We start from the raw sequence: 17,904 nt of genomic DNA, 5'->3' as shown, positions 1-17,904 counted from the left end.
GGCGCGGCCAAGAGCTTTTTAGTGGAATGGGGCCGGCAAAAACGATTGTGGAACGCCCCGTTCTGCCTCCGATACTGCTGGTGTCCTGCTGTTACGCGCAGGTTATGTTTTTTCCTCGAATGCTTGCCCCTTACGTTTCTTTACGGCATGAGAATCTCCCTTTCGTCCCTCTCCGCCGCGCTGCTGCTGAGCGGCTCGGCCTATGCGCAGTCCCAATCAGCTACGGCCCCGCTCACCGTGCCTAAGCCCGTGGCCGCCGCCCTCGAACAAGTAAAGCCGGCCGACATCAAAGCCCACATCGCCTACCTGGCCGACGACCGCCTGCTGGGCCGCAAAGCCGGCACCCCCGGCTACCAGATGGCCGTCGACTACGTGACGCAGCAGCTGAAAACCCTGGGCGTGCAGCCCGCCGGCGAGGGCGGCACATTCATCCAGAAAGTGCGCCTGCGCCGCGCCTTCCTGCAGCCCGGGGCCACCTTCGCGGCCCGCGATGCGCAGGGAGCCACGCTGCCCCTCACCGCCGGCCAGGACTACGTGGTGTACCCCAGCCCCGAACTGCCCGCCACCAGCGTGCAGAATGCGCCGTTGGCCTTCGCCGGTTTCGGCATCAGCGCGCCGGAGTTGGGCTATGATGATTACGCCGGCCTCGATGTGAAGGGCAAGGTGGTGATGATTGTGCGCGGCGCGCCCCGCACGTTTGCCTCCACCGTGGCCTCGGCCAGCCAGGATTTGGCCGGGCTGCTGAAGGCGGCCATCAACCACGGCGCGGTGGGGTTCATCTTGGCTTCGGCCCACGCCGGCGCGCTGCCCGACCTCAAAACCGGCACCTACAGCGTGCTCGGGGCCGATGGCAAGGTGGCGGTGTCGCGCACCTTCGCGGTTGGCAGTCGGCAGCAGTTCTACGGGGCGGTGAGCGCGGCCACGCTCCAGCGTATGCTGCAAACTTCGGGGCTGGACACCACGCAGGCCTTCGCGGCCATTCGCAGTGGCAAACCAGCCTCGGCGGGGCTGAAAACGACGATTAGCGCCAGCGCGCAATCGACTTATAAAGACATTGAGAGCTACAACGTGGTGGGCAAATTCGTGGGCTCCGATGCGAAGCTGCGCGATGAGTACGTGGTGCATTCGGCCCACCTCGACCACTTGGGCGTGACCGCGCCGGTGAAGGGCGACTCCATCAACAACGGCGCGCACGACAATGCTTCGGGCGTTTCGTGCGTGCTCGAAATCGCCAAAATCTACTCCAAGCTCAAGGAAAAGCCGAAGCGCACCATGCTCTTCGCCTTCATGACCGGGGAGGAGCTGGGCCTGCTGGGCTCGTCGGCCTTCGCGGCCAATCCCACCGTGCCCAAGGCCAAAATCGTGGCCGATATCAATATGGATATGCCCACCCTCATTGCCCCGCTACTGAGCGTGGTGGCGCTGGGAGCCCCGCATTCCACGCTCATCGAGCCCGTGAAAAAGGCCTGCGCTTACATGGCCATCGACCTGGAGCAGGACCCCGAGCCGGAACAGAACCGCTTCATCCGCAGCGACCAGTACAGCTTCGTGACGGCCGGCATTCCGGCCTTGCACATCAAATACGGCAACAAAACCGCCGACGGCCGCAACAACCTCAGCGAAGACGTGCAGAAATGGCGCGCCGTGACCTACCACAAACCGCAGGACGACATCAACGGCCGTTTTGACTTTGAGGCCGGTCGCAAGTATGTGCAGCTGTGCTTCCTCATCGGCTACCAGGTGGCACAGGACCCCGCCCGGCCCATCTGGAACCAGGGTGACTTTTTCGGCCAGCGCTACGGCCGCCGGTAAGAACCGGAATTGTCCCGTTCACCTTCAGAATAGCCAACAAAAAAGGCCGGGCGATAGTCGCCCGGCCTTTTTTGTCGAAAACAAGGAGTCGCTATTCCAGCACGAGGTGGCGGGCGGCAGGCGTGCCACTGGCCGGCGTGTACAGCAGGTCGTAGAGGCCGGGGGCCAGGCCGGTGCGCAGGGTGCGCTCCAGCGGCGCGCCGGTTTGCTGCACGGCCTCCTGCCACACCACGCGGCCCAGGGCATCAATCAGCCGCAGGCTCACCTTGCCAGTGAAGGCGGGCAGGCGCAGGTTGAGCGCCGTGCCGCTGGGCGTGGGGTTGGGCCAGGCTTCGAAGCCCACGGCATTGGCCACCGAGGTGAGGGACAGCACGCCGTCGTATACCTGCACGTTGTCGAGGTACAGGTTGTTGCCGTACTGGTTGCGGCCGATGAAGCGCAGGACCACGCTGTGGCCGCGGTAGGGCGTGAGGTCCACGGTTTCTTGGCGCCAGTCGCTGGCGGCGGCAGGGGTGAAGGTGGGCAGGCTGCCTCCGGTGGGCAGGTTGGTGAGGGCGCTTTTGGCGTAGGGGCGGCCCAGCACAAGGCCGGTGCAGGCATCGACCACCTGCACGCTGAGCGAGTCATTGTCCGTCACGGTCCCGCCGGCAGTGCTGGAGAAAGGGCGGTAGGCCAGGTCGAACAGGAGGGTGAGCGCGGAGGTGCCGGCACGGGTCAGGTTGAGCGCCGGCGTGTACGCCGCAATGCGTTCGCCTCGGTTGGGGTCGCTGGCAAACGGCACAACCGCAACCCGGCTGGCCGTGCCGGTGCGCCCGATAATATTGTTAAGCAGGCCCCATGAGTAAGCCGGAGTGGGCGCAACGAGCGACCAGCCGCGCGGCAGGGTTGCCGCCGCGTTGAAATTCTCGATGAAGGGTACCGCTTGGCCGTCCACGTCCACGATGAGCGTGGTCGTCGTGCTGCCATACGGGTTAGTCGCAATCAGCGTAGCAGTGTAGTTGCCGGCGGTGGCGTAGGTAACCGCGCCGGGGTTGGCGCTGGTGGAGGTGGCCGGCGAGCCGCCCGGAAAGCTCCAGGCATAGGTGCTGGGGCAGTTCAGCGTGGTGCTGCCAAACGTGACCGTGCCCCCGCGGCAAATGCCGGGATTGGTGCTGGTGATAGTGGGCGTCGGCGCTTTGCCCCCCACTTCCACCAGCACCGAGCTGGTGCTGCTGCCGTAAGCATTGGTCACCGTGAGGGTGACGGTGTAGTTGCCGGCCGTGGCGAAGCTCACGCCGCGCGGGGTAGCCGTGGTTGAAGTAGAAGGCGAGCCGCCCGGAATGGTCCAGGCGTAGGTGCTGGGACAATACAGTGCCGTACTGCCAAACGTGACGAATTCGCCGGGGCAGATGACGAGGCTGGTATTAGTGATGGTGGCTACCGGGGCGCGGCCCGATATCACTACCACGCCGGTATCGGTGCGGGCCACGGTGCCGGCGGCGTTGCTCACGCTCAGCGTCACGCTGTGGCGGCCGGGCGTGTTGTAGGTCACGTTGGGGTTGCGCAGGGTGGAGGTAGCCGGTGTACCGCCCGCAAAGGTCCAGGCCCAGGAAGTGGGGCGGAACAACGAGGAATCGGTGTACTGCACCTGCAGGCCGGGGCAGCCGGTGGTGGGTAGACTGTAGGTGTACAACGGAGCGGGCGCGGGCGTGCGGCTGCCCACCACAATATCATCAAAAGCCCGGCCGCTGCCGGCCGTGGCCGTTGCGCCGCCGCGCCCGTATTGCTGAAACTTGATGCGGATGTCGTTGCCCAGCGTGAGGCTGTTGGCCGAGGCGAAGGCCGTCAGGTCCACCGTTTTGGTTTGGAAGGTGGTGGTGGCGTTGGTGCCGGTCAGGTCGAAGATGCGGTACCAGTTGGTGCCGCCGTCCACGCTCATAGCCACGCCGTCGGTGTTGCTGCGGCCCGTGAACTGCGTGGGCATCAGCTCGTCCGTTTCAGCCGAGAACTTGCGCTCGCGGAACGTCAGCTGCAAATTGGTGGCCGTGGCACCCTGCAAAAACAAGGTGGCCTCGTTTAGCGAAAACACCGAGTTGATGCCCGGCTGCGCGTCCAGCACCAGGCTCTGCACGCCCGAAGCCGGGGCCAGCGTCAGCACCTGGGGGCGGGCCGCGCCGTAGCCGTTCACGTTCCAGCTCACTGGCAGGGCCCCTTTTTCGAGGTCTTCGGCCAGGGGCGGCGTGGCGGCCACCACGGGGCCATACAGCGCCGTGAAGGCATCAATCAGGCCGGGGCCGGTAAGCGCATCAGTCGCCGTCGTTCCGAGGAGACGCGCGCTTCCCACCAGACGGCTATACACCTGCGTGGGCGTAAGGGCCGGCTCCGACGAGCGCAGCAACGCCGCTACCGCCGCCGCATGCGGGGCCGCCGCCGAGGTGCCGAAGAAGTTCGGGAACCCATCATTTTCATAGTCACTGCCAAAAAACGTGGTGTTCGTGCCATCCACGGCCGCAATGTTGGGCTTTTGGCGCACCACCGGGGCGCTGAGTGCTACGCCCGTGGGCGAGAACAGATAGGTAATCGGCCCGGCTTTCGAGGTGAAGCTTTCGGGCACGCGCTGGTTGTAGTAGGGCACGGCGGCCACGGCAAACGCCTCGGCCGCCGAGGAGTGGCCGTAGGAAGTGTGGCTGCCGGTGAGCCACTCCGAGGGGCTGGCGCTGCCCCGGTTTACGTACTTCAGGCGGGCGGGCTGAATGCCAGCTTTCCACACAATTACCAGGTCGAAGGTGGTGGTGCCGATGGCGGCGGAGTTAGTAAAGAAAATGGGCTCCATGGGCACCTGCGTGAGCAGGTTGCGGGTGTTGCTCCGGAATACGGTGTCCACGACGCCCGTGCTTCTTATCCCAAGGATGAACATATCCAGGTCCGTCCGCACACCGTTGGTGGTGTAAAACGGGTCGGACCATTGCAGCACCGGGTAGAAAGTGGCCCCGTTGGCAATGGTGATGCGCTGCGTGAGGTCGGTGGTAGTGCCCGATACGTCGAAGTTGAGGCAGCGCACGCCGTTGGCGTTGGCCACAAATTGCGGGGCGGTGGTTTCGTAGCTTTTGTCGGCGTAGTTGCCGGCCGAAGCGAAATACGTCACGTTCGACGTGTTCACCACGTCGGTAACCGCCTGGGCAATAACTCCATCCTGAAAGTACGGTTCGGTGAAGTAGCGCACATCATCCACAATCACCTTGCAGGCGCCACCAGCCGCGCTGGCCAGGTCGCGGATGTGCTGGGCAAAGGTGCCCTCGCCGCCATTGGCCGTGCTGAACACCTGCGCCGCGCCGGGGGCCAGGTCATAAATGAGCTGGCACATGCCGCGCCCTTCGTCGGTCGAGCCGCTCTCGACCAGCACGCGCACGCCGGCGGCGGGCAGGTCGCCCGAGGCCACGTCCGTGGCCGCCCCGCCCAGGTAGTTGAACGAATCACTGAGCACGCCAATGGTCACGCCGGCCCCCGTCACCTGCTTGGGGCGGGTGGCGCGGGCACGGGCCGCTTCCAGCACGTAGTCGGCTTGGCTGGTCACCAGGCCGCCATCGGTTTCAGGCTCGAACGAGGCCATGATGCCCAGCAAGCCATTGCTAACCAACGCATCGGCGTTGGCTAGCTGGCTGATAGGCAGCATGCCTTCCACAAAATGCAGCTTCGGATAAGAGGCGGTTACCTCAAAGCCCCGGCTCTGGAGGCTGGGCAGCAGCGCCGCTACGTCCTTCGCCATGATGTGCACCAGCACCGTGGGCCGGCCCGCCTGCTGGCCAAAGCGCAGGTGCGGGTGGCTGGCCCGCAACTGGCTGGTAGTAAGGGCTTCCGTCTGGCTGGTGCCGCTGGCCTGCCCCAGCAGGCGCTGAAGTTCGGCGTCGAGGCGCGGGCTGGCTTTGGCGGGAGCCTTGGTAGTGGCCGTCGCCACGGTTTTGCGCTGGGTACGCAGCACTTCGGATGTGGGGCGTGGCTGCACCTGGGCCGATGCCGGGTGGCCCAGGCTGGCCCAGGCCGTCAGGCCCAGCAGCACCTTCATTCCCAGCCGATAGGAGGGTAGAGAAAATCTCATATGATGAAATTAAATGGTAAAAAGACCAGAAAGATTTGTGGAACAACAAGGTATGGCAAATCTTTGTAAACGTGCTTACTCCAATGAATTAAAATCATCGGCCGCGCACCGGAGCTAGCGTCCGAACCTTTTGGCCCACTGCGAACTTATGTGGGACAGTCCGGCCCATGCCGTACTTTTGTACCCGCCCGCGGCCGCGCCGCTTTTTAAATAATACTTACGACAATGGCAGTTTATCCCGAATACATGGTGGCCCCCATCCGCCAGGACCTCACCGAAGTTGGTTTCGAGCAGCTCATGACCCCCGAGGAGGTTGATTCCGCTCTCGCCTCGAATGAAGGCACCGTGCTGGTGGCCGTGAACTCGGTGTGCGGCTGCGCCGCCGCTAAAGCCCGCCCCGCCCTGAAAATGGCCCTCGCCAGCGCCGACAAAAAGCCCGGCAAACTGGTGACGGTGTTCGCCGGCATGGAAACCGACGCCGTGGCCAAAATGCGCGAGCACCTGCTCCCATACCCGCCCTCATCCCCTTGCATCGCCCTGTTCAAAGATGGCGAGCTGGTGCACATGATTGAGCGCTACCACATCGAAGGCTCCGATGCCATGCGCATCGTGAACAACCTGCAAGGCGCGTTCGAAGAGTATTGCTAAGTCGATAATCAAGCCGCTGGCTTGGATTTGTAAATGGTCGTTCCGGTTGCGGGACGGCCATTTTTTTTGATGTTTTCGTTCCTGTCGGCCGGTTTGGTCATCGCAATCAGGATGGCGCCGCTGGCCATCAGGCCAGCCCCCAGCATCACCTGCCAGCTCAGTTTTTCCCGAAGGAAAATTGCCGCCAGCGTCACGGAAAACACCAGCGAAATATTGGTGAGCGGCGACACCCGCGAAGCATCACCAATAGACAGCGCCCGAAACACCAGTAGCGACGACACGGCCGTGAGCATGCCCGCCACCACCAGCACCAGCCAGGTTTTGCGCTCAATCCGGGCAATATCCGGCACCAAATCCTGAAACAGCACCGTGGCCCACGATACCAGCAAAATTAGCACGGCCTCAATGGCAAACACCAAGCTGGGCGGCACATCCTTAATCGCGGCTTTCGACAACGTGACTACCGAGGCTGAGGCCAGGGCGGCCAGCAACGCGAAGACAATCCACATATTAAGGCTCCAAAAGCACCTGCTTAGCTGCGCGCTGAGCACTTCTGACAATACGCGACCAGTTAAACAGGGTTCGTGAGATAAAACTGCAAAGTGCCTCAGAAAACGAAAAAGCCGCTCTAATTAGAGCGGCTTTTTCGTCTATTATTTAATTCGAAGCGGCCTAGTTCGCTACCTCGCTCAGGAATTTCACGCGCACCAGACGCAGCTCTTCTTCCGTGAAATCATCGCCCAGCTCCTTCATCGCCACCGCAATGTTATCCGTGCTGGCCGCCATGAAATAGTCGTAAATCTCGTCCTGCACCTCTTCCTCTACCATTTCTTCCAGGTAGTAGTCGATGTTCAGGCGGGTGCCGGAGTAGCAGATGTGCTCTACTTCCTCCATCAGTTCGGCCATCGAAATGCCCTTGGACGAGGCGATGTCTTCCAGCATCATCTTCTTGTCGATTTGCTGGATGATGTAGATTTTGATTTTCGAGCGGTTCACGGCCGACTTCACCACCACGTCCTCGGCGGTTTCGATGTCGTTGTCTTCCACGTACTTCTTGATGGCGGCCACGAAAGGCGCGCCAAACTTCTGGGCCTTGCCCTGGCCCACGCCCGATACGTGCGTGAGGTCGTGCAGCGAAGTGGGGTAGGTGGTGGCCATCTCCTTCAGGCTCGGGTCCTGGAAGAGGACGTAGGGCGGCAGGTTTTTCTGCTTGGCCACCTGCTTGCGCAACTCCTTGAGCTGGGTAAACAGGGCTTCGTCGTGGCCGGCGGCGTGCTGCACTTCCTCCTTTTCCTCGTCGGCCTTCTGCTCCTCGTCGAAGTTGTGGTCGCGGGTGAGGGTGATGGAGCGCGGGTTTTCGATGAAATCCATGCCCTTGTCCGTGATGCGCACCAAGCCCAAGCTGTCAATGTCCTTCTCCAAAAAGCCGTTTAGCAGGCACTGGCGCAGCACCGAGTGCCAGAACTGCGCATCGCCCAGCTCCTTGCCCTGGCCATACACCGGCAGCGCATTGTGCGCGTAGCTCTCGATGTGCGGGTTGTTGAGCCCCAGCAACACCTGGCCGATATGGTTGAGGTTGAACCGCGCCTCCGTCTGCACCGTAGCGCGTAGGGCCAGGCCCACGGCCGCTTCGCCCTCAAACCGCTCCTTGGGGTGGCGGCAGTTGTCGCAGAAACCGCAGTCAGTATCCAGCTGCTCGCCGAAATAGTGCAGCAGCTGGCGGCGGCGGCACACGGCGCTTTCGGCGTAGTTGGTCATTTCGGCTAGCAGCTGGTGGGCGTTGTCGCGCTCCGTCACCGGCTTGTCCTTGCTGAATTTTTCCAGCTTCAGAATGTCGTCGTAGCTGTAGAACATCAGGCAGTTGCCTTCCAGACCGTCGCGGCCGCCGCGGCCGGTTTCCTGGTAGTAGCCCTCGATGGATTTGGGCGCATCGTAGTGAATCACGAAGCGCACGTCGGGCTTGTCGATGCCCATGCCAAAGGCGATGGTAGCCACAATCACGTCGCATTCCTCATTCAGGAAAGCATCCTGATTATCAATGCGAACCTGCTGGTCGAGGCCGGCGTGGTAGGGGCGGGCGCGCACGTCGTTCACGCGCAGCAGTTCGGCAATTTCCTCCACCTTCTTGCGGCTCAGGCAGTAAATGATGCCCGCCTTGCCCTTGTGCTGCTTCACGTACTGAATCAGCTGCTTTTTGGTGTTGTGCTTGGCGCGCACCTCGTAGTAGAGGTTGGTGCGGTTGAAGCTGGTTTTGAAGACGCTGGCGTCGTCCATGTGCAGGTTTTTCTGGATGTCCAGCTGCACTTTGGGTGTGGCCGTGGCCGTGAGGGCGATAATCGGCACGTTGCCGCCCAGGTTATCAATAATGCCGCGAATCTTGCGGTATTCGGGGCGGAAATCGTGGCCCCACTCCGAAATGCAGTGGGCCTCGTCAATCGCTACGAAGCTAATGGTCGATTTCAGCAGGAAGTCAATGGTGTCGTCTTTGGTCAGGCTTTCGGGGGCCACGTAGAGCAGGCGAACCTCGCCGCTCATCACGTCTTTTTGCACCCGTTTCATCTCGGTTTTGGTCAGGGTCGAATTGTACACCTGAGCATTAACGCCGAAGGCTCCGAGCTGGTCGACCTGGTTCTTCATCAGGGCGATGAGGGGCGAAATGACGATGGCCGTGCCCGGCACCACCAGGGCCGGCAGCTGGTAGCACAGGCTTTTGCCCGCGCCGGTGGGCATAATCACAAACGTGTTGTGCCCGGCAAGTACGTTTTGAATAACAGCCTCTTGCGTGCCCCGAAACTGGCCGTAGCCGAATACTTCCTTAAGTGTATGTTTCAAATCGGCCGTGAGGACCGGGGCTTCTTGGAGGGCAACTGATGACATAGGACGAAAGCATTAATGAAATGCGTACCGACTCGCGGTTCATAACGAAGATAAGCAATAGCCTCAATTTTTAGCATGAAAAATGGTGTTTTTCATGAATTGTGGAAAACAATTTATTCATATTGCCAGCTCTTTCAAAACGGGCAGAAGCTATTTAGTAATGTCGGGCTTTCGGACTCATCCATCTCCAGGAATAAGCTGTTTCTGAAGTTGCGAACGACTCAAGTTGACGTAATTGGGTTGTTGGCTTGAGGCAAATTATCCTTTAGCCTGAGCAACCTGGTTTTAGCCAGGGAAGGCGGGCTTAGCTTCTTTCCCCCAATTTTGCAATAACATTTCGTGTCTTATCCATGCCTGTTACTCTTCATTCCGAGAATGCTACCGGTGCGGCCCCCGTTGCCGCCGATGTGCTTGCCATTGCCCGCCAGGTGTTGTACGAAGAGGCCGACGCCGTGCGCGCCGTGGCCGATGCCCTGGCCGTCACCCCCGATTTCGTGACCTGCGTGCAAGCTATTCTGCAATTGAAGGGTCGTGTAGTAGTCACCGGCATTGGCAAAAGCGCCCACATCGCGGGCAAAATCGTGGCCACGCTCAACAGCACCGGCACGCCGGCCCTATTCATGCACGCCGCCGATGCCATTCACGGCGACTTGGGCATGATTCAGCCCGAGGATTTCGTCATCGCCATCAGCAAGAGCGGCGACACGCCCGAAATCAAGGTGCTGGTGCCGCTGCTGCGCCGCAAGGGCGTGCCGCTGGCCGCGCTCGTAAGCAACGCCGACTCCTACCTGGCCCAGCAGGCCACCTACGTGCTGCACGCCCCCGTAACCAAGGAGGCCTGCCCCAACAACCTGGCCCCCACCACCAGCACCACCGCCGCCCTGGCCCTGGGCGACGCCCTGGCCGTGTGCCTGCTCGAAAGCCGCCAGTTCACGGCCGCCGACTTTGCCCGGCTGCACCCCGGCGGCACCCTCGGCAAGCGCCTCTACCTGAAAGTGGGCGACCTCAGCCGTCAGAACCAGCGCCCCCAGGTGCAGGAGGACGCGCCGCTAAAGGATGTATTGCTCGAAATCTCCGGCAAGCGCCTCGGGGCTACCGCCGTACTCGACGGGGCCGGCCAGCTCGCCGGCATCATCACCGACGGCGACCTGCGCCGGATGCTGGGCAGCTTCTCGGACCTGGAAAAGCTCAAGGCCCGCGACATCCTCACACCCCGGCCCGCTACGATTGATGTGGAAGACTTTGCCGCCGAAGCCCTGGCGCGGATGCAGAGCCGCAACATCACGCAGCTGGTGGTGACGGAGGACGGCCGGTTTGCCGGTTTCATCCACCTGCATGATTTGCTCCGAGAAGGATTGGTCTGATTGTATTTATTTTATTATATATAATGTTTGTTAATTTAACAGAAGCCCTTCGGGGCGTACTCTGTACTCCGTTCTCCTTTACATTTGCCCAATGAATTCCACCTACATCGTCGTCATGGCTGGCGGTATTGGCAGCCGGTTCTGGCCGTTCAGCCGCACCAACCATCCCAAGCAGTTTCATGACGTGCTGGGCACGGGCCGCTCCATGCTCCAGCTCACCGTGGACCGCTTCAAGGGCATCTGCCCGCCCGAGAACGTGTTTGTGGTAACCAACCGCGACTACGTGGACCTAGTGCAGGAGCACCTGCCTGAGCTGCCAGCCGACCAGATTCTGGGCGAGCCCATTGGCCGCAATACCGCGCCGTGTATCGCCTACGCCAGCTACCGCATTGCCAAGCGCGACCCGAAAGCCACTATCATCGTGACGCCCGCCGACCACGCCGTGCTGCGCGAAGACGAGTTCCGCCGTCTCATTGGCATCGCCGTGGCCGCCGCCCGGGCCAGCGACGTGCTCATCACCCTCGGCATCCAGCCCTCGCGGCCCGATACCGGCTACGGCTACATCCAGTACATGGACGACCAGAGCCTGCCCGGCGGCCAACTGCACAAGGTGAAAACCTTCACCGAAAAGCCCAATCTGGAGCTGGCCCGCATGTTTGTGGACAGCGGCGACTTCCTCTGGAATTCCGGCCTGTTTGTGTGGCGCGCTGAGGTCATTATCAATGCCTTCCACCACTACCTAAGCGACATCGCCGAAGTATTTGATGAAGGTGCCGACCAGCTGGGCACGCCCGAGGAAGAGGAATTCATCAGCCGCGCCTACTCGCGCTGCCGCAACATCAGCATCGACTATGGCGTGATGGAAAAGGCGGATAACGTGTACGTCCTGCCGGCCGATTTCGGCTGGAGCGACGTGGGCACCTGGGATTCGCTGCACCGCATCGGCAACCACGACGAAAATAACAACATGGTGAGCGGCGACGTGCTGCTCTACGACACCACCGGTTGCGTCATCAAAACCCCCGCCGACCGCCTCGTGGTGGTGCAGGGTTTGGAGGACTACATCGTGGCCGAGTACGACAACGTGCTGCTCATCTGCAAGCGCAGCGAGGAGCAGCGGGTGAAGGATTTCGTAGCGGATGTGAAGGCGAAGAAGGGTGGGGGGTACAATTAGGGACCAGCCCGGAATATATCCGATAGCCCCAGCGGGGCGACATATCGGTAGTAACCGACGAGCAAAAACTCAAAAAGCCCCAGCGGGGCGACACTCGTTCAACGAATGTCGCCCCGCTGGGGCTTTTTATCAACCAAATAGGATGGTTTTACTACCGATATGTCGCCCCGCTGGGGCTTTTCAAATCAGCTAGGCGTTCACACGCTGGCGGGCCACTTCAAACATCATAATGCCGGCAGCTACGCCCACGTTCAGGCTCTGAATCTGGCCAATCATGGGCACTTTCAGCTTCACGTCGGCTAGGTTCAGGAGGTCGGGCGAAATGCCGTCTTCTTCCGAGCCCATGAGGACGGCCACGGGGCCGGTGAAATCGACTTCGGCAGTGCCTACGGCTTCGTCGGCTTTCTCGGTACAGGCCACTACCGTGATGCCGGACTGTTGGAGGAAGCGGATGGTTTCGTGCAGGTTATTCTCGCGGCAGACAGGCAGAATATTCAGCGCCCCGGCCGACGTTTTCAGCGCGTCGCCGTTGATTTGGGCCGCGCCCCGGCTGGGCACTACGATGGCCTGCACGCCCAAGCACTCAGCTGTGCGGGCAATGGCGCCGAAGTTGCGCACATCGGTAATGCGGTCGAGGAGCAGCAGGAAGGGTACTTTGCCTTCCTCAAACAGGCCGGTTACGATGGTGTCCAGCGGCGCGTAGTCGATGGGTGACACGAAGGCTACCGCGCCCTGGTGGTTCTTGCGGGTCAGGTTGTCGAGCTTCTCCACGGGCACCAGCTGCACCTGGATTCCTGCCGCGCGGGCGGCCGCCGAGATATCCGTTACGAGGCTGTTTTTGGTGCCGCGCAGCAGGAAAATCTTCTCCAATGTGCGGCCCGCGTTCAGCGCTTCCTGAATGGGGCGCAGGCCGAAGAGCATGTCGATGCTGGCCGGCTGGGCCGAGCGGTTTTCGTAGCGGGGACGCTCGCCGCCGGCGTTGCTGCCGCGTTCGCTGCTTTCGCTACGCTCGCGGTAGGGCGGGCGCGACTCGTTGCGGTCGGAGCGGCCGGTGCGGTCGCCAGCGGCTTCGTCGCGGTTGTCGGAGCCGCCGCGGCCACGGGGGCGGGCGGGGCGTTCGTCGAACTCAGAGCCGCCACGGTCGGGGCGGAACTGTTTCGGGGTGACGGGGCGGTTGGCACCATCGTAAAAGCGGCGGCCGGCTACCGGGCGGGCAGGTCGGTTGGGGCGTTCGGGCCGGTCAGGGCGGTCAGTGGGGTTCTCCATTTTTCAACGGCGGCATACCAGAGCAGTTCGTACTCGGGCCGGCGCACCAATTCGTAGTAATCAGGGGCAAAGGTACTCGGCCGGGGCCGGAAGGTGTAGGTGATGGGCCCGCCGCCCAGCCCGCCCTCCGAATAAAACCACCGTTCCTCGCCGTTGAACAGCCGCCGCACGCTTGGCGGCGGCCCCAGCACCACGTACAGCAAGCCCCTATCGGTGAGCCAGCCGGCCTTGTGGGCGGCAAAAAGGCGGTTGGCCGCCGTGACGCGGCCGTAGAATTGCCGAATCAATTCCTTGCCCTGGCGCTGGTTGCCTTTGGCAATGTCGAGCCAGAATTTATCCACCGCCCGCTTGGGGTCGGGCGCGTCGGTGAGGCGCTGACGCTCCTGGCTGGTGGTGAGGTAGCGCAGCGGCTCAATCAGTTCCGAAGCCGTGGTGAGGGCGGGGTAGTTATTGGCCCCCACCAGCACGGCCAGCGTGCGGGTGGGCATGCCGCCCGCGCCGCCCACCTTCAGCGCATACAGGCCGGGCTCACGGAAGCGCAGCGGCTCGCCGGGCCGGGCTTCGGCCGAGTCGAGGACGGGCAGCAGGCGCGGGCCGGCGGGCATGGCGGCGGGGCTGGTCATGGGCGGTAGGGCGGGGGTGGGCGTCACGGCGTAGCGCTTCCAGCGCACGGGCTGCATCAGGCCGTAGCTGTCCACGCCGAAGGTTTCGCCGGCCCGCACGTAGCGGCGGGACAGCGGCTGCCCCACTGAATCGGTGAGCACGAAGGGCCGGGCCAGCACGGCTTCGGTCAGGCGCAGCCAGGCGGTGGTGGTGGGCTCCTGATAGTCGTCTTTGGCATCGGCGGGGGCAGTGGTGAGCTGCATAATGGCCCCGGCGGGCACACGGGCGGCGGCAATGCAGAAGCTGAGGCGCAGGCTGCCATCGGCCTCGGGGCGCGGGTGCTGCCGGCGGCGCGCTATGCTGTCCTGCCACAGCGGCAGCTTGGCTTCGTAGCTGGGCCAGGCGGCCAGGCGCAGCGGGTGGCCCGGCCCCAGGCGGGCGGGGGCGGGCAAGCGTAGGTAGAGGCGCAGGCTGTCGCCCTCGCGGCGGGTGTCCACGTCCAGGTGCGGGGCGTCGCGGTAGAGGCCGGCGTAGTCGGGACGCGGGGCCAGAGGCGCGAAGGCCGTGAGCACAAAAACAACCAACAAAAGCAAGCGAACCAGCATATCCTAAAGCTACGGGAAAACGGACAGGAAGGCCAACGAAGAATCCGCCCGAAGTGAGGTATTTGGTGCCGAATGCTTCGGCGGTCCTCACTTGCTCCCAACTCATCGGGTTAGGAGCAAGTGAGGCCCGAATGTGTTCATGTCACTTCTTGCCGGAGGCAGTCGAGCGCCTCGGGAGCATTTGTCACCTCGTGCCAAGTGCTCCCGAGGCGCTCGACTGCCTATGTCACCCCGTTCCCAAGGCAGTCGAGGAATTATTAAAAAAGGCCGGCCCGCGCATTGCGGGCCGGCCTTTTCTGTTGGCAATGCTACCGACGGCTTAGCGTGGGTAATACTGGTTCATCAGGCCCAGGGCCTTTTCGCTGCGGGGCTTGTCGCCGGCCAGCTCTGCGGCGCGGTACACGCTTTGCAGGCCGAGGAGGTAGCCGCGCTGGTCGTCCTCAAACAGGCTGCCATCGGGCTTGGTGGCGTAGTAGGCCAGCATCTGCTCCGAGCGCTGGGTCATGGTGTCGAGAATCTGGTCGGCTTTGGCTTTCTCACCGCCTGCCACTAGCGCGGGCACCAGCTGGGGCGAGTAGTAGTCGTAGGGAATCGTGTTGTCGGGCATCAGTTCCATGGCTTTGTCGGCCACTTCCTTGGCCTTGGCCACGTTGTTTGAGGCCAGGTAGGCGTTGGCCAGGCGGGCGAACTTGTCGCGGTAGTTGGCCGGGAAGCGCAGGTTGTTCTCGTCGTAGAAGATGTGCGGGTTCTGCAGGCCGCGGTAGCTGAAATCCTTCAGCAGGCGCTGGTAGGTGAGGTCTTTCTCCACGAAGCCTTCGTCGCCGGAGCGGGGGTCGTAGTTCGGGTCTTTCAGGGGCAGCAGGCGGTAGGCCATGCCCTCCAGCTGGAAGTAGGGCTGGAGGTTCATGTAGTCGCTCGGGGCCACGGTGCTGCTGAAGTAGATGGGCCGCTGCCAGTTGTTGGTGGCAATCATGTCCAGAATCACCAGGTTTTTCTTCTCGATGGCGCGCTTGCCCATGCTCCACTCCATCTTGCTCACGAGCTGGCCTTCCCGGTCTTTGGGGATGATGCCGAGCTTCTTCACGGCCGCTGTGTCCACGGGCAGGAAGAAGTTGGGCGTCGGGAAGCTCATCATGCTGGGGCCGTTTTCCTGGTACTGCACCTGCAGCAGCGGGTTGTTGCTCTTCACCAGCTCAATGAATTCCTTGAGGTTCACGCTGGGCACGGCCGGGTTGGCGGCGAAGGGCAGCATGTCGTTGGTGCCCTGGGCGTAGGCCGCGGCGGGCATCGAGATGGGGAAGGGCTGCGAGAGGTAGGAGCGGCGCTTCATCTGGGCGATGTACCAGTCGGTGTTCAGGTAGCTCAGCACGGCCACGCGCACGTCGGTGCGGAAGCCCTCCACCTCCTGGGCGTACCAGAGCGGGAAGGTGTCGTTGTCGCCGTTGGTAAACAGGATGGCGTTCGGGGCGCAGGAGTTCAGCAGGTTTTTAGCCGAATCCACCGAGTTGTAGCGGTTCGAGCGGTCGTGGTCGTCCCAGCCCTGCGCGGCCATGATGCCCGGAATCAGCAGGCCCACGGCCAGGGCCAGGCCGGCCCGCAGGCCGTCGGCCTTCACCACTTTGCCGAATAATTCGGCCAGCCCCAGCACGCCCAGTCCTATCCAGATGGCAAAGGCAAACGTGGCCCCGGTGAAAGTGTAGTCGCGCTCACGCGGCTCGCGCGGCGGCTGGTTGAGGTAAATCACGATGGCCAAACCTGTCATCAGGAACAGCAGACCGGTCACCCAGGCGTCCTTGCTATCGCGCCGGCTCTGGAACCACAGGCCGATGAGGCCCAGGATGAGCGGCAGGGCCAGGAAGTTGTTGTGCGCCGGGCTCTCGCCGATGCGGGGCGGCAGCGACTTCGCGCTCGGGCTGAACGGCGTGACCACGCCCGCCTGCTGCACGTCGGACTCACGCCCCACGAAGTTCCACATGAAGTAGCGCCAGAACATATGGCCCATCTGGTAGCGCATCAGGAAGCCCAGGTTCTGGCCCATCGTCGGCTTCACGCCGTCCTGAATGTCGACCCACTTCTTGTAGTTGGCAATCTGGTCGGGCTCGTAGCTGTAGATGCGGGGTAGCAGCATCTTGTCCTCGTCGCGGTACACCGGCTCCTGCTGGCGCGGCAGAATCTCCTTGTAGGTGTTGGTCTTGAGGTCGCGGGCGTAGCGGGGCGCACCCTCGGCGTAGTCCACCGGCTGGGCGTTGAACTGCGGGCCGTAGAGTAGCGGGCGCGAGCCGTACTGCTCGCGCTTGAGGTAGCTCACGAAGCTCAGCACATCCTCGGGGTCGTTTTCGTTAATAGTAGGCTGAAAGGAGCTGCGAATCGGCACAATCAGGTACGAGGAGTATCCAATCAAAATGAACACGAAGCAGAGCATGGCAGTGTTCAGCAGCTGGCTGCGGCGCTGGAAGGAGAGGCGGAAGCCGAACCAAATCAGCCCGATAAAGACAATCAGAAAGATGAACAGGCCCGAGTTGAAGGGTAGTCCAACGGTATTGATGAAGAACACCTCGAAGTTGCCGGCCAGCGTGGGCAGGCCGGGGATGATGCCCACTAGGATGGAGCCCACGATAATCATGCTCACCACCATCACAATGATGCCACCTTTCAGCGAAGGATTGGCAGTGCGGCGGTAGTAATAAATGAAGCCCAGAGCCGGCAGTGTCAGCAAATTCAGCAAGTGAACCCCAATGCTGAGGCCAATGACGTAGGCAATCAGAATGAGCCACTTATCCGAATCAGCTTCGTTGGAATGAGCTTCCCACTTCAGCATAATCCAGACCACGGCCGCTGTGCAAAGGGCCGACATGGCGTACACCTCGCCCTCTACCGCATTGAACCAGAATGAATCGGAGAAGGCAAAGGCCAGCGCGCCCACCACGCCCGCACTCAGAATGAGCAGGGATTGGTAGCCGCTCGGCTCGATGGCTTCGGCGGCCAGACCGCTGTTGCCAGTGGCCTCGCGCAGCACCAGCTTGCGGGCCATGCGGGTGATAATCCAGAACAGAAACAGGACGGTGAAGGCGCTGCTTAATCCTGACAAAGCATTAATGAGCACCGCTACCTTGGTCACATCGCCAAACGAGAAAAGCGAAAACAGGCGGCCCAGCAGCAGGAACGTGGGCGCTCCGGGAGGGTGAGGCACCAGCAGCTTGTAGGAGCAGGCAATGAACTCGCCACAGTCCCAAAACGAAGCGGTAGGCTCCAGGGTGAGCAGGTAGGTGACGGCGGCAATGGCAAACACGAGCCAGCCGACGAGATTGTTCAGGCTTTTAAAGGAGCGCATAGAAACGAATGGGACACAAGACACCGGCAAATGCGCAGGCCGCACACTACCGGAAGAAGCAACGAGCAAATCGGTGAAAAGGCAAAAGTAGGCAATGCACCGTTGCACTGATGCTTGCGCGAAACCAATTCGGGCTAGAAACACAAAAA

The 17,904-nt window shown here is 62.1% G+C and carries 10 protein-coding genes; 4 read left to right on the top strand and 6 right to left on the bottom strand.

Annotation, left to right across the window (positions count from 1 at the left end; translation table 11 throughout):
- Positions 1-147 precede the first annotated feature (147 nt).
- Positions 148-1,812, top strand: a complete 1,665-nt coding sequence (locus ACYU70_RS18350) for a M28 family peptidase (protein ID WP_342300473.1) — start codon at positions 148-150, stop codon at positions 1,810-1,812.
- Positions 1,813-1,903: 91 nt separating this feature from the next.
- Here the strand turns inward: ACYU70_RS18350 and ACYU70_RS18345 are convergent, their stop codons facing one another.
- Entirely contained in the window at positions 1,904-5,887 is a 3,984-nt protein-coding gene (locus tag ACYU70_RS18345) for a S8 family peptidase (RefSeq protein WP_460616067.1), read from the bottom strand.
- A 225-nt stretch (positions 5,888-6,112) separates the two neighbouring features.
- On the opposite strand from ACYU70_RS18345, the gene ACYU70_RS18340 reads away from it, so the two are divergent.
- Positions 6,113-6,535 (top strand): BrxA/BrxB family bacilliredoxin, encoded by a 423-nt coding sequence (locus ACYU70_RS18340; protein ID WP_210516910.1) that lies wholly within the window; start codon positions 6,113-6,115, stop codon positions 6,533-6,535.
- Positions 6,536-6,543: 8 nt separating this feature from the next.
- On the opposite strand, the gene ACYU70_RS18335 is transcribed toward ACYU70_RS18340, so the two are convergent.
- Together ACYU70_RS18335 and recQ are read right to left on the bottom strand one after the other, a co-directional pair.
- A complete protein-coding gene (locus ACYU70_RS18335; RefSeq protein WP_342300722.1) occupies positions 6,544-7,044 on the bottom strand; it encodes an EamA family transporter in 501 nt (166 codons plus the stop codon).
- A 163-nt stretch (positions 7,045-7,207) separates the two neighbouring features.
- Positions 7,208-9,412, bottom strand: a complete 2,205-nt coding sequence (gene recQ, locus ACYU70_RS18330; RefSeq protein ID WP_342300721.1) for a DNA helicase RecQ — start codon at positions 9,410-9,412, stop codon at positions 7,208-7,210.
- A gap of 350 nt (positions 9,413-9,762) precedes the next feature.
- On the opposite strand from recQ, the gene ACYU70_RS18325 reads away from it, so the two are divergent.
- The gene (locus tag ACYU70_RS18325) at positions 9,763-10,776 is read left to right on the top strand and encodes a KpsF/GutQ family sugar-phosphate isomerase (protein ID WP_342300719.1); all 1,014 of its coding nucleotides are present in this window, start codon (positions 9,763-9,765) and stop codon (positions 10,774-10,776) included.
- Between the two features lie 91 nt (positions 10,777-10,867).
- On the top strand, positions 10,868-11,950 hold the full coding sequence (locus ACYU70_RS18320; protein ID WP_342300718.1) for a mannose-1-phosphate guanylyltransferase: 1,083 nt from the start codon (positions 10,868-10,870) through the stop codon (positions 11,948-11,950).
- A 189-nt stretch (positions 11,951-12,139) separates the two neighbouring features.
- Here ACYU70_RS18320 and rlmB read toward each other — a convergent pair whose 3' ends face one another.
- From rlmB to ACYU70_RS18305, 3 genes are all read right to left on the bottom strand, one after another.
- Entirely contained in the window at positions 12,140-13,216 is a 1,077-nt protein-coding gene (gene rlmB / locus ACYU70_RS18315; protein WP_342300717.1) for a 23S rRNA (guanosine(2251)-2'-O)-methyltransferase RlmB, read from the bottom strand.
- A complete protein-coding gene (locus tag ACYU70_RS18310) occupies positions 13,153-14,424 on the bottom strand; it encodes a GWxTD domain-containing protein (RefSeq protein ID WP_342300716.1) in 1,272 nt (423 codons plus the stop codon). The genes rlmB and ACYU70_RS18310 overlap by 64 nt, the downstream gene beginning before the upstream one ends.
- Positions 14,425-14,743: 319 nt before the next feature.
- Positions 14,744-17,755 (bottom strand): DUF2723 domain-containing protein, encoded by a 3,012-nt coding sequence (locus ACYU70_RS18305; RefSeq protein WP_342300714.1) that lies wholly within the window; start codon positions 17,753-17,755, stop codon positions 14,744-14,746.
- Between the last annotated feature and the right edge of the window lie 149 nt (positions 17,756-17,904).

It is taken from the genome of Hymenobacter segetis, from assembly GCF_054776495.1.
The sequence above is the reverse complement of the archived record's forward strand: the minus strand, read 5'-3'. Positions and strand labels throughout refer to the sequence as shown.